The organism is Tepidibacter thalassicus DSM 15285 (genome assembly GCF_900129915.1).
Lineage (GTDB): Bacteria > Bacillota > Clostridia > Peptostreptococcales > Peptostreptococcaceae > Tepidibacter > Tepidibacter thalassicus.
In genome coordinates this window covers 26,609-39,909 of the sequence record NZ_FQXH01000018.1, presented here as the reverse complement: position 1 = coordinate 39,909, position 13,301 = coordinate 26,609, and the positions used below count along the sequence as shown (strand labels likewise).

9 protein-coding genes and 2 rRNA genes are annotated in these 13,301 nt (G+C 28.6%); 7 read left to right on the top strand and 4 right to left on the bottom strand.

The window, feature by feature from the left end; all coding sequences use genetic code 11:
- The 3 genes from BUA19_RS08260 to adhE all read left to right on the top strand — a co-directional run.
- Positions 1 to 155, top strand: a 23S ribosomal RNA gene (locus tag BUA19_RS08260); the annotation flags it as partial.
- Between the two features lie 43 nt (positions 156 to 198).
- Positions 199 to 315: ribosomal RNA gene (gene rrf, locus BUA19_RS08255) — 5S ribosomal RNA — on the top strand.
- A 282-nt stretch (positions 316 to 597) separates the two neighbouring features.
- Positions 598 to 3,198 (top strand): bifunctional acetaldehyde-CoA/alcohol dehydrogenase, encoded by a 2,601-nt coding sequence (adhE, locus tag BUA19_RS08250; protein ID WP_072725527.1) that lies wholly within the window; start codon positions 598 to 600, stop codon positions 3,196 to 3,198.
- Between the two features lie 38 nt (positions 3,199 to 3,236).
- On the opposite strand, the gene cdr is transcribed toward adhE, so the two are convergent.
- Together cdr and BUA19_RS08240 are read right to left on the bottom strand one after the other, a co-directional pair.
- Positions 3,237 to 5,699 (bottom strand): CoA-disulfide reductase, encoded by a 2,463-nt coding sequence (gene cdr, locus BUA19_RS08245; protein ID WP_072725525.1) that lies wholly within the window; start codon positions 5,697 to 5,699, stop codon positions 3,237 to 3,239.
- Positions 5,700 to 5,768: 69 nt separating this feature from the next.
- Positions 5,769 to 6,053, bottom strand: coding sequence for an ArsR/SmtB family transcription factor (locus BUA19_RS08240; protein WP_072725523.1), 285 nt, complete (start codon positions 6,051 to 6,053; stop codon positions 5,769 to 5,771).
- A gap of 170 nt (positions 6,054 to 6,223) precedes the next feature.
- Here BUA19_RS08240 and BUA19_RS08235 point away from each other — a divergent pair, with 170 nt between their 5' ends.
- A complete protein-coding gene (locus BUA19_RS08235) occupies positions 6,224 to 7,591 on the top strand; it encodes a stalk domain-containing protein (protein WP_072725521.1) in 1,368 nt (455 codons plus the stop codon).
- Positions 7,592 to 7,781: 190 nt separating this feature from the next.
- Positions 7,782 to 8,726: a TIGR01212 family radical SAM protein gene (locus tag BUA19_RS08230; protein ID WP_072725519.1), complete on the top strand. Its 945-nt coding sequence runs from the start codon at positions 7,782 to 7,784 to the stop codon at positions 8,724 to 8,726.
- A gap of 78 nt (positions 8,727 to 8,804) precedes the next feature.
- On the opposite strand, the gene BUA19_RS08225 is transcribed toward BUA19_RS08230, so the two are convergent.
- Together BUA19_RS08225 and BUA19_RS08220 are read right to left on the bottom strand one after the other, a co-directional pair.
- A complete protein-coding gene (locus BUA19_RS08225; RefSeq protein WP_072725518.1) occupies positions 8,805 to 10,184 on the bottom strand; it encodes a sigma-54 interaction domain-containing protein in 1,380 nt (459 codons plus the stop codon).
- 94 nt (positions 10,185 to 10,278) lie between these two features.
- Positions 10,279 to 10,644, bottom strand: coding sequence for a winged helix-turn-helix transcriptional regulator (locus tag BUA19_RS08220; protein ID WP_072725516.1), 366 nt, complete (start codon positions 10,642 to 10,644; stop codon positions 10,279 to 10,281).
- Positions 10,645 to 10,823: 179 nt separating this feature from the next.
- Between BUA19_RS08220 and BUA19_RS08215 the strand changes: the two genes are divergently transcribed.
- Positions 10,824 to 11,990 (top strand): iron-containing alcohol dehydrogenase, encoded by a 1,167-nt coding sequence (locus BUA19_RS08215; protein WP_072725515.1) that lies wholly within the window; start codon positions 10,824 to 10,826, stop codon positions 11,988 to 11,990.
- Between the two features lie 293 nt (positions 11,991 to 12,283).
- Positions 12,284 to 13,270: a DMT family transporter gene (locus BUA19_RS08210; protein WP_072725513.1), complete on the top strand. Its 987-nt coding sequence runs from the start codon at positions 12,284 to 12,286 to the stop codon at positions 13,268 to 13,270.
- The last annotated feature ends 31 nt before the right edge of the window (positions 13,271 to 13,301 follow it).

The following is a 13,301-nucleotide window of genomic DNA, read 5'->3' as shown; positions in this document are numbered from 1 at the left end:
AGCGCTGAAAGCATCTAAGCGCGAAGCCACCCTCAAGATAAGATTTCCCACCGTAAGGGTAAGACCCCAGGAAGACTACCTGGTAGATAGGTCCAAGGTGTAAGCTCAGTAATGAGTTCAGCTGATGGATACTAATAGGTCGAGGACTTGACCAATAAATCTGTGCAGTTTTGAAAGTATGAAAAAAAATAAAGATTATGTGGTTACAATAGCGAGGAGGATACACCTGTTCCCATTCCGAACACAGAAGTTAAGCTCCTCAGCGCCGATGGTACTTGGAGGGAGACCTCCTGGGAGAGTAGGACGTAGCCACGTAATCTTTTTTTGTGTGTTTTTGTTAAAGTAATAACTAATAGCTCTGGAATAAAAAAGAATATTGTTGAATAAAATAATAAAAGTATTACTTTGTTAAATAAATTTCATAATGTCGAATTGATTTAATGTAAAAATAAAACCTGCACAATAAAACGTTTTCCTGAATAAAAAAGATTTTTTTAAAAAAAATTAAAATAAAATTATTGACAATATTTAAAAAAAATAGTACTATAAAGACAAGAAAGTTAGTTAAATAACTATCAAACTTTAAGGAGGTATATCATGTCAAAAGTTGAAAAGCAAAAGAAAGATCCTAAACTTATGATAGATGAATTAGTTGCCAAAGCAAATAAGGCAAGAGAAGAATTTTTAAAATTAGATCAAGAAACAGTTGATAATATAGTTAAAGCAATGGCTCTTGCAGGGCTTGATAAACATATGGAACTTGCTAAAATGGCAGTAGAAGAAACTGGTAGAGGAGTTTATGAAGATAAAATAACAAAGAATATGTTTGCAACAGAATATATATATCATAGTATAAAGTACGATAAAACAGTTGGGGTTATAGAAGAAAATGAAGAAGAAGGATATATGTTAATTGCTGAACCTATTGGAGTTATAGCTGGAGTTACACCTGTTACAAATCCTACTTCAACTACTATGTTTAAATCTATAATTTCGATGAAAACTAGAAATCCAATAATATTTAGTTTCCATCCATCAGCTCAAAAGTGTTCGGTAGAGGCTGCTAGAATAGTTAGAGATGCTGCTATAAAAGCAGGAGCTCCAGAGAATTGTATTCAATGGATAGAAGAACCATCTATTGAAGCTTCAAATCTTTTAATGAAACATGAAGGTGTTTCTTTAATTCTTGCAACAGGTGGACCAGGAATGGTTAAAGCTGCTTATTCTTCAGGAAAACCAGCTTTAGGTGTTGGTGCTGGTAATGTTCCTTGTTATATAGAAAAAACAGCTGATATAAGACAAGCTGTTAATGATTTAATACTTTCTAAGACATTCGATAATGGTATGATATGTGCATCAGAGCAAGCTGTTATAATAGATCAAGAAATATACAGAAATGTAGTTAATTTGATGAAAGAATATAATTGTTATTTCTTAAATAAAGAAGAAATAGCTAAGCTTCAAAAATTAGTTATAAATGAAGAAAAATGTACTATTAATCCTGATATAGTAGGACAAAGTGCATATAAAATAGCTAAAATGGCAGGACTTAATGTTCCAGAAGATACTAAAATATTAGTGGCAGAACTTGAAGGGGTAGGACCTAAATATCCATTATCTAAAGAAAAACTAAGTCCTATACTTGCTTGTTATAAGGTTAAAGATAGTGAAGAAGGTATACAAAGAGCTGTAGAAATGACTGAGTTTGGTGGACTTGGACATTCTGCTGTAATTCATTCAAATGATGATGATGTAATATATGAATTTGGTAAAAGAGTTAAGACTGGTAGACTTTTAGTAAATGCACCGTCAACTCATGGAGCAATAGGTGATATATATAATGCTAATATGCCATCACTTACTCTTGGTTGTGGATCTATGGGTAATAACTCAACTACAGATAACGTATCAGCAGTAAACTTAATAAATGTTAAAAAGGTGGCGAAAAGAAGAGTGAATATGCAGTGGTTTAAAGTTCCTGAAAAGATATATCATGAATTTGGTTCAGTTCAATATTTAACTAAAATGCCAGATGTAAATAGAGTGGTTATAGTTACAGATAGAATAATGGTTGAGCTTGGATATGTAGATAAAGTAATGTATCATTTAAGAAAGAGAATGAATAATGTGATGATTGAAGTATTCTCTGATGTAGAGCCAGATCCATCAGTTGAAACTGTAATGGCAGGAGCTAATTTAATGAAATCATTTAAACCTGATACTATAATAGCTCTTGGTGGAGGATCTGCTATGGATGCTGCAAAAGGAATGTGGTTATTCTATGAACATCCAGATGTAGATTTCAATGGATTAAAACTTAAATTTATGGATATAAGAAAGAGAACATTCAAATTCCCTAAATTAGGAAAACTTGCTAAGATGGTAGCTATTCCTACTACATCAGGAACAGGTTCAGAAGTTACAGCATTCTCTGTTATTACTGATAAGAAAAATAATATTAAATATCCTCTAGCTGATTATGAGCTAACACCAGATGTAGCTATATTAGATCCAAGTTTTGTAATGACAGTTCCTGCTAGTGTAACAGCTGATACAGGAATGGATGTTTTAACACATGCAATAGAAGCGTATGTATCAGTTATGGCTACAGATTTTACAGATGCATTAGCATTAAAAGCTATACAATTAGTATTTGAATATTTACCAAGAGCATACAAAAATGGAAAAGATAAAGAGGCTAGAGAAAAAATGCATAATGCTTCTTGTATGGCGGGAATGGCTTTCACTAATGCATTCCTTGGAATAAATCACTCATTAGCTCATAAGCTAGGAGGGGAATTCCATATACCACATGGTAGAGCAAATGCAATACTTCTTCCACATGTAATAGAGTATAATGCAACTAAGCCTAAGAAATTTGCTGCATTCCCTAAATATAAGGAGTTTATAGCAGATAGAAAATATGCAGAAATTGCAAAAGCTTTAGGGTTAAAAGCAGATACTGTAGAAGAAGGAGTAAAATCTTTAATAGAAGCAATTAAAAATTTAATGAAAGAGTTAAATGTTCCAATGTCTGTTAAAGAATGTGGAATTGATGAAAAAGAGTACTTTGCTAAGATAGATGAGCTTTCTGATAAAGCATTTGAAGATCAATGTACACCAGCAAATCCTAAACTACCACTAGTTTCAGAATTAGCTGATATATATAAAAAGGCTTATGGAAAAGTAAGTAAGTAAAAAATGGGAGCTAAAATAGCTCCCATTTTTTACTTATATTAAATGAATAAGTTTATTCCAGAATCTTCTGCTGCTCCAAGATATGAAGCAACTCCGCCTAGTTCAACTCCATCTATAAGTTCTTCTTTTTTGATTCCCATTATATCCATAGACATAGCGCAAGCAACAATTCTAACTCCTAAATCCATGGCATTTTTAATTAAAGTTTCAAGCGAATCTACATTTTTCTTTTCCATAACATAGTTTATCATTTTAGGGCCCATACCAGCCATATTCATTTTTGAAAGAGGTAATTTTGAAGGACCTTTTGGCATCATCATACTGAACATTTTTTCAAGGATATCTTTTTCAACTTTAGGGCTGTTTTCTTTTCTCAATACATTAAGCCCCCAAAATGTGAAAAACATAGTTACTTTTTTACCCATAGAAGCAGCGCCTGATGCTATTATAAATGAAGCTATGGCTTTATCTAAATCACCACTGAATACTACCATTGTAGCTCCATCTTTATTTTTTTGTAAGATATTAGTATTATTATTTATATTGTTCTTTTTTCCTTTTTGAATTAAAGCTTTAAATACTTTATTTTCAAAGTTTGATTTAAGAAGTGTATTACCAGTTTTTTCACACCAAGATTTAATGTCTTTTGCGAATCCAGGATCACTTGCAGTTACTTCAAGAACTTCACCTTCACTCATATTTTCTATATTTTGGTATACTTTCATAATAGGACCTGGACATTGAAGACCACAAGCATTTAAAGATATTTTAGGAACAATTTCTTCTAGACAACTAGTATCTATGTGAGCTACTCCAGAATCATCAATATCAGGAGTACAGTTATTTTCAAAATCTGAACTAAATACAGATGAATAAGTTTTATATCCTCCATCTAAATTTTTAACTTTATATCCATTTTGCATTAAAATTCTAGCGGCTAAATATCCTCTAAGTCCTACTTGACAAGTTACGTATATTTCCTTGTCTTTTGGAATTTCGTTAAGTCTGTTTCTAAGTTCACCTAAAGGAATATTAATAGATCCTTCAATATATCCCATATCTCTTTCAATTTCATCTCTTACATCTATTAAAATACCACCATTTTTTATTATTTCATCTATTTCATTCCAGTAAACAATATCTACTAATCCTTCTATTATATTAGATGCTACATATCCAGCCATATTTACAGGATCTTTAGCAGATGAGTACGGAGGAGCATAAGCTAATTCTAAATCTGGAAGATCAAATACAGTAAGATTTCCTTTAATAGCTGTAGCTATAACATCTATGCGTTTATCAACTCCGTCATAGCCAACTGCTTGAGCACCAAATATTTTACCATTTTCAGGATCGAATATTAATTTAAGTGTTATAGGGAATGATCCAGGATAATATCCGGCATGAGAACCTGGATGAATGTGTATAGATTTATATTTTATACCTAGTTTTTTTAAAGTTTTTTCATTATTACCAGTAGAAGCTACTGTCATGTCGAATACTTTTGCAATAGAAGTACCCATTGTTCCGTTGTATTTGACATTTTTTCCATTTATATGATCAGCAACTAGTCGACCTTGTCTATTAGCTGGCCAAGCAAGAGGAATCATTGTAGGTTTTCCGTTTATATAGTCTTTGACTTCAACTGCATCACCAAGTGCATAAATACTTTTGTCAGAAGTTCTTAGAGTTTCATCTACTTTAATAGTTCCTCTTTCGCCAAGCTCAAGACCAGCATCTTTTGCAAGACTACTTTCAGGTCTAACACCGATAGATAAAATAATCATATCGGTATTTATTTCTTTTCCACTTGAAAGGAGTATTTTTTTTCCCTTATTTTTGAATTCTTTAACTCCATCTTCTAAAATTAGGTTAACTCCTTTGTCTTTTATGTGGGAATGAAGAATACATGCCATTTCAAAGTCAACAGGTGCCATTATTTGATTTGCCATTTCAACTAATGTAACTTCAATGCCTTTATCGTGAAGATTTTCAGCCATTTCTATTCCTATAAATCCTCCACCTATTACGACTGCTTTTTTAGGTTTTTTAGTATCTATAAATTCTTTTATATTATCTGTATCAGGAATATTTCTAAGAGTAAATAAATTATCAGTTTCCTCAATTCCAGGAATAGGAGGTTTTATTGGACTTGCACCAGGTGATAATACTAAATAATCGTAGTTTTCTTCATAAATTTCTCCAGTTTTTAAATTTTTAACAGTTACAGTTTTTTTATCTCTGTTTATTTTTGTAACTTCGCTTAAGTTTCTTATATCCATGTTGAATTTTTTAGACATGCCTTCAACTGTTTGAACAAGTAAAGATTCTCTTTCGGTTATGGTACCACCAATATAATATGGAAGACCACAGTTAGCAAAAGATATATATTCACCCCTTTCAAACATTATTATTTGAGCATTTTCATCCAATCTTCTAAGTCTTGCAGCAGTAGAAGCTCCCCCTGCAACTCCACCTACAATAACAATTTTTTTATTCATTTTAATCCTCCTTTTTATTATTTTATTTATATATTAAGATAATATGATATTTGTTTTAAAAAAATAAACTTAAAATAGTGCCTTTATTATTTTTTCTACTTTTTCATTAGATATTTTATATATTATTTCAAGGCCATTTCTTTCTCCGCTTATTATTCCTGCAGTTTTTAATTTTGATACATGTTGAGATATAGTAGATTGAGGCATATTAAGACAGTTTTGAATATTAGATACATTACTAGAACCTTTTTCTAAAAGACCTTTAACTATACACAATCTTACAGGATGAGATAAAGCTTTTAAAAGCTCTGCATTTTCTGTTAGAAGTTTAGAATCAATTTTGTAATTTTCCATTTTTATTCCTCCTATAATACTGTATATTATTATATTACGATGTAATAATATGTTTGTCAATTATTTAATAATGGAAATTATTTCAAATATATATTTTAAAATTAATGGAACTTTTTTGTTTTTTAATCGTCTAATAAAATAGAATAGAAAAAAAGGAAGGAGAAAATTATATGAATATTAAAAAGAATATTATAGCAAAGACATTAGTAGGAGTTGTTTTAGCGACATCCATATCACCGATATTTGCAGATGAAAAAAATACTGATTATTTAGTTCCAGTTCTTTATGAAAAAAGAGGTATTAATGTGATTGTTGATGGAAAAAATATTGTATTTTCAGATGAAAAGCCTATGATATTAGATGGAAGAACTATTGTACCTATAGAATTTTTATCTGAAAATTTAGGGGTTAAGATTACATGGGATAAAAATAAAAAAGTAGTAAATGTGGAAACTGAATATACAGATATAAAAATGACTGTTGAAGATAAAGAAGTATTAATATATCATAAATATGATTTAACAGGAGAACCAGAAAAAATCAAATTAGATGTACCAGCTACAGTTATTGATGATAATATTTATGTACCTTTAAGATTTATATCTGCTGTAGTTGGATATAATATTATTTGGAATGAAAGTACTCAAACTGTTATTTTAAATAAAAGTAATGTAAGCAAAATAAAAAATGAAATTAAATTAAAAGAAAATCCAACAACAGGATATGTATGGCATTATGATATTGAAAATAAAGATATAGTTGAGGTTGTTTTTGATAGCTTTAAAGGTAGTGAAAAATCAAATATTTGTGGAATGGGTGGAGAGCATATTTGGAAATTAAAAGGATTAAAAGAGGGATCTACAATTATCAAGTTTGATTTATATAGAGATTCTGAAGGAAAAGAACAATCTATAGATACGAAAGAATATATTGTAAATGTATCTTCTCAATTAGAATTATCTATAAAGGAGAAAGAAAATGTATTTGCTGGAGGTAGTGAATATTTTGACGAAGCTACTGGTTTGTATAAAATGATAGGAAAAGTTAAAAAAATTCAAAACAATAAATTTGGAGTTATGGCTTTAGTTGAAGGGAATGGAATGTATGATAAAATTAAATTTATGATAAATGAAGATACAGAAATAGTAACTACTGATGGAATTAAATTAGGTGTTAATGATTTGCAAAATAGTTCAAATATAATAGTTTATCATGATGCAAAAATGACAAGAAGTTTACCGCCAATTGCAAATGCTAAAAAAATAATTGTGAAAGATATTTATTGTAAAGAAGGAGAAATTTCGCAAATTGAAGATATAAAAGAAGGAAAAATAATATTTATAGGAAAAAATATGAATGAAGGAATTAAGTTTAATGTAAGTAATAAAACGGATATAGTAAATGAACAAGGAGAAAAATTATCTATAAAAGACATAAAAGAGGGAATAAAGGTTAAAATATATCATAGCCCTATAATGACTATGAGTTTACCTCCTATAACTAATGCAGAGAAAATTATTATAATGAGTTCAAACTAATTATAAAAATAGCAGGAATTATTCCTGCTATTTTTGTTATAATGAATAGTAAATTATAATCAATTTAAATTTTGAAAGAATATAATTTACGTTATGAATTTCAATAAAGTCTACATTTAAAATATTTAGAATAAAGACTTTGTTATAATGAATAGTAAATTATAATCAATTTAAATTTTGGAGGATTAAAATGGAACAAAGATATAAAATATATTCACAATATTTAAAAGAAAAATATGGAGAAAAAGTATACAAGCTTCCTATAAATTTACCAATAACTTGTCCTAATAGAGATGGTGTAGTAGGAGTTGGAGGATGTACATTTTGTGCTGATGTAGGAGCAGGATTTGAGTCTTTAGAAAATACGTTATCTGTTAGAGAACAGCTTGAAAAAAATATGAGTTATATAAGAAAAAGATATAAAGCTAATAAATTTATAGCATATTTTCAAAATTATACCAATACATATATGTCGCTTGATAAATTTGAACAATATATAAATGAAGCGTTAATTGATGATATAGTTGAAATAGCTATATCAACAAGACCAGATTCTATAAATGAGGAGTATTTAAAAATATTAAAAAAAGTAGAACAAAAAGGAGTTAATATATCTATAGAGCTTGGACTTCAAACTGTAAATTATCATACACTAAAAAAAATAAACAGAGGGCATACTTTAGCTGAATTTATAGATGCAGTAGTTAGAATAAAGAAATACAACTTTGAAACAATAGTACATTTAATATTAAATTTACCAGGGGATGATATGGAGGATATAATTGAAAATGCAAAAATATTATCCGCTTTAGATGTAGATGGAGTAAAGCTTCACTCTTTATATATAGTTAAGGGAACTGCCATGGCAAAAGAGTATGAAAGTGGAAAAATAAAAATTATATCTTTATATGAATATGTAAAAAGAGTTTGTGTATTTTTACAATATTTATCTAAAGATATAGTGTTGCATAGACTTGTAGGTAGAGCACCTGAAGAAAATACATTATTTTGTAATTGGAATACATCTTGGTGGAAAATTAAAGATATGATAGATGATTATATGGTGGAAAATGATATATATCAAGGATGTAAATGTGATTATTTAAATGGTAAAAGTGTTAAAAAATTCATTTAAAAAATGAAATCTTATATTTAAATTAAAATTTTTTAAAGCTAAATAATAGATTGAAAGCAGGATATTTTAGTCCTGCTTTTAATTTATTTGGATGTTATATTTCTTAATTTTATTGTATAATGTATTTCTGCTAATTCCTAATTTTAATGCAGCTTTACTCATATTACCTTTACATAAAGATATACTTTTTATTATTGCATTTTTTTCTAGTTCTTTTAATGGAATAACTTCTTCATTTTCATTTTCATTAAATGTATTATAAGAATAATCAGATGTAGTAGTTTTTGGTTTTATTAAGTTACCTAAATTATCTCGAGTCATACATGTGCATTCATCAAAGTCTATTTCAAAAGTTGTCTTGCCATTTAGGTTAACGATGTTTTCTACGCAATTTTCTAATTCTCTAACATTTCCAGGCCAACAATAAGAAATCATTTTTTTATATAAACTATCAGGTATATTAGGTATTTCTTTTTTTAATTTATTACTTTTAATCTTTAGAAAATAATCTATTAATACAGGTACATCTCCAATTCTATCTTTTAAAGGTGGAATTTTTATAGGAATTACACTTAATCTATAAAATAGGTCTTCTCTAAAAGTACCTTTTTTTATTTCTTTTTTTAAATCTTTATTAGTAGCAGCTATTATTCTAACATTAATAGGTATATTTTTTTTTCCTCCTATTCTAGTTATACAATTTTCTTGCAATACTCTTAAAAGAGTTACTTGCATTTCAAGTGGCATTTCACCTATTTCATCTAAAAATATAGTTCCACCGTCTGCTAGTTCGAATTTACCAGCTCGTCCACCTTTTTTAGCACCTGTAAAAGAACCGTCTTCATATCCAAATAGTTCACTTTCAATTAAATTTTTAGGAATAGCTCCACAGTTTACGGCTATAAATGGTCCTTTTTTTCTATTGCTTGAATTATGAATAGCTTGTGCTAATAATTCTTTTCCACTTCCACTTTGACCTGTTATTAAAACTGTAGATGGGCTATTTGCTATTTCTTTGCTATGTTGTATAACTTTTTTCATTTGTTGACTTTTATAAACTATATTATCAAATGTGTATATAGCTTCAGATAAAGAATATTTATTTACTATATTTATAACCTTTTTAATATCTTTTATTATAACGACTAGTCCTATAAATTTTTCGTTTTTTTTCATGCTGTTTATTTCTAGATTAAGTCTATGATTTGTTCTATTAATCAAAATGTTTTCTTCGAAGGAGATATTATTTTTTTTTGCTTTTTCTATAATTTCTTTCCAATTTGGAAGAATATCATTTAAATCTATACTCTCTAATGAACAATCTTCTAATTCTAACATTTCTCTAGCTGTATTATTTATTAAATTTATATTTCCATTTAGTGATATAGTTAAAATTCCAAAGGGAATAGAATTTACAATTGATTCCATAGACATACACATTTTATTACATTCATTCATAAAAAATACCTCCTTATAGATGGTATCAAATGGAATACATTGAAAATAGGAATAATTTGATAGAGAAAAATAAATATATGATGTAAAAAATTAGCTAAATATTGTTTAATTTCTTTTTATAATTGGTTATATAATTTTTTCCCCATTTATTCATTTGATCTAATATAGGTATTAATTTCTTACCTTCTTCTGATAAGGAATATTCTACCATTGGAGGAATTTGATTATAAACTTTTCTATTTATTAATCCATATTCCTCTAAACTTCTTAATTGTTGGGTCAACATTTTTTGTGTTATTTCAGGAATTATTCTTCTAAATTCATTAAATCTTATAACTTTATGATTTCCTAAATTCCAAAGTATAAGAGCTTTCCATTTTCCGCCTATTAATTCTAAAGTTATTTCTATTTCACATCTATAATTATTACAACTTACTTTATTAGTTCTATCTTTAGGCATATTTTACCACCATCCTTTAAACATTAGTTTCTGTTTTGAAACTATCTTTCTAAAAAGTGTCTTCTTCATATAAATCTATCATGTTCGTATAATAAGTCATGTGCTAAGGCATAAGTAAAAAATTATCATAAATAAAAATCAACTAGAAAAATTATATCATAAAATAGGGAGGAATAAATATGGCAAGATTCACAATACCAAGGAATGTTTATTTTGGAGAAGGAGTAATAGAAGAGTTAAAAAATTTAAAAGGTAAAAGAGCTGTTATAGTAATTGGAGGTGGTTCAATAAAGAAAAGTGGAGCATTAGATAAAATAGAAGGATATTTAAAAGAAGCTGGAATGGAAATTAAACTTATAGAAGGAGTAGAATCTGATCCATCGGTTGATACAGTTATGCGTGGTGTGAAAATAATGCAAGAATTTGAACCGGATTGGATAGTTGGAGTAGGTGGAGGGTCACCTATAGATGCAGCAAAGGCTATGTGGGTGTTCTATGAGTATCCGGAATTTACATTTGAAGAAGCTGCAAAACCATTTAACTTACCACAGTTAAGAACAAAAGCTAAATTTGCAGCAGTAACAACAACTAGTGGAACTGGTACAGAAGTTACTTCTTTTTCAGTTATAACAGATAATAAAACTGGAGTAAAATATCCAATAGCTGATTATAATATAACACCAGATATAGCAATAGTAGATACTAATTTAGTACAAACAATGTCACCAAAGTTAGTAGCGCATACAGGAATGGATGCGTTGACTCATGCTTTTGAAGCATATGTTTCAAAAGTAAAAAATGAATTTACAGATGCATTAGCAATGAAATCTATTGAAATAATGAAAGAGAATATAGTGAAATCTTATAATGGAAATAAAGAAGCTAGAAGTAAAATGCACTTAGCGCAGTGTCTTGCAGGAATGTCATTTTCAAATGCAATATTAGGGATAGTTCATAGTATGTCCCATAAAACAGGAAAGATATTTAATATTCCTCATGGATGTGCAAATGCTATATATTTACCATATGTAATCCAATTTAACAAAAAAACTGCTGGTAAAACTTATGCTGATATATCAAGAAGGTTAGGATTATCAGGGAATAGTGAAGATGAATTAGTAAATTCATTAGTAGAAATGGTAAGAGATTTTAATAAAAAAATGAATATTCCACTTACATTAAAAGAATTTGGAATAAACGAAGAATTTTTTAATGAGAAACTTGAAGAAATTGCAACAACTTCAGTGGTAGATCCATGTACAGGAACAAATCCAAGAGATATATCAATAGAAGAAATGAAAAAATTATTTATTTGTACTTATTATGGTAATGAGGTAGAATTTTAGAAATATAAAAAAGACTAAGAACCTAATGAGTTCTTAGTCTTTTTAAACAATAAAATCTTGAGACTTTAGTCGTGAGAGGTTCAAGAAAAATGACTAAAAAAATAACAAGTGTCCTTAAATTTAACAGTTTATGCAAATAAAAGTGTTAAATTTAAGGACACTTTGTCTTAGTTATAATTAAAACTTTAACAAAATAAAGGTTTTTAGTGATTTTTAAAATTTGGCATAGTATTTGCTTGTATATAATGTGCAATCATTGATGATTAAAAATAATATAAGAAAGGAATGGTGTTATGGAAACTAGTAAAAAAAATTTTAAAAAGGGGATATTGTTTGGTATATTAGTTGGTTTAGCTTGGGGATTAGATACTGTATTAATGAGTAAAATAGGAGGATTTAAAATATTTTTAAATTCAAAAGCAACTCCATTAGTACAAGCTTTTTTTCATGATGGATTTTGTTTTATATGGTTAGCATTACTATTACTATTCAAGAAAGATTTAACAAAAACATTTCAACTAATGAAAACTAAAAAAGGTAAAGTTACTATGATGGCTGCTCTTGTTGGTGCGCCAGTTGGTATGAGTGGTTATTTATTAGGTGTTAAATATGCCTCAGCACCATATGCATCGAGTATTTCTGTAATCTATCCAGGTGTTGGAGCAATTATGTCATATTTTATTTTAAAAGAAAAATTATCATTAAGATCGGTAATAGGTATTATTATTAGTTTAATAGGTTCAGCAGCATTAGGCTATTCAAAGGTTGACCTTAATATGTATCCACAATTCTACAAAGGTATAGCTTTTGTATTATTAGCAGTTATTGGATGGGCATCAGAAGGTGTAATTATTGGATATGCTATGAAAAAAATTAACACAAATGAAGAAGATGATATTGAGGCTAAGCCTATACATTTCTTAACAGTAAGATACTTAGTATCATTTGTAGCTTATGGGTTAGTAGTATTACCAATTGTTAAAGGATATACATTAGCAGGAGAAGTTATTAGCACGGGTACTATATTTTATTTAGCTGCAATTGCTACATTAGGAGCAATTACTTATTTATCATGGTATAAGGCTGTTGACTTGATAGGAGCGGCTATGGGAACAGCTTTGAACTCAACAGCAGCGTTTTGGGCTGTAATTTTTAGTGGGTTAATGGGAACTAAAATTACACCATACTTAGGATTTTGGTGTTTCGTAATTGTATTAGGAGTAATGATATTTGCAGTAGATCCAAAGGAAGTTTTTAATTCAAAAAATAAAGCTGCATAGGAATATTAAATGTGTAAAAAAATCTAGCTAT

Coding starts and splice junctions, on each gene's coding strand:
- BUA19_RS08210 (WP_072725513.1), top strand. CDS start 12,284: ATGGAAACTAGTAAAAAAAATTTTAAAAAGGGGATATTGTTTGGTATA.
- adhE (WP_072725527.1), top strand. CDS start 598: ATGTCAAAAGTTGAAAAGCAAAAGAAAGATCCTAAACTTATGATAGAT.
- BUA19_RS08215 (WP_072725515.1), top strand. CDS start 10,824: ATGGCAAGATTCACAATACCAAGGAATGTTTATTTTGGAGAAGGAGTA.
- BUA19_RS08235 (WP_072725521.1), top strand. CDS start 6,224: ATGAATATTAAAAAGAATATTATAGCAAAGACATTAGTAGGAGTTGTT.
- BUA19_RS08220 (WP_072725516.1), bottom strand. CDS start 10,644: ATGCCTAAAGATAGAACTAATAAAGTAAGTTGTAATAATTATAGATGT.
- cdr (WP_072725525.1), bottom strand. CDS start 5,699: ATGAATAAAAAAATTGTTATTGTAGGTGGAGTTGCAGGGGGAGCTTCT.
- BUA19_RS08230 (WP_072725519.1), top strand. CDS start 7,782: ATGGAACAAAGATATAAAATATATTCACAATATTTAAAAGAAAAATAT.
- BUA19_RS08240 (WP_072725523.1), bottom strand. CDS start 6,053: ATGGAAAATTACAAAATTGATTCTAAACTTCTAACAGAAAATGCAGAG.
- BUA19_RS08225 (WP_072725518.1), bottom strand. CDS start 10,184: ATGAATGAATGTAATAAAATGTGTATGTCTATGGAATCAATTGTAAAT.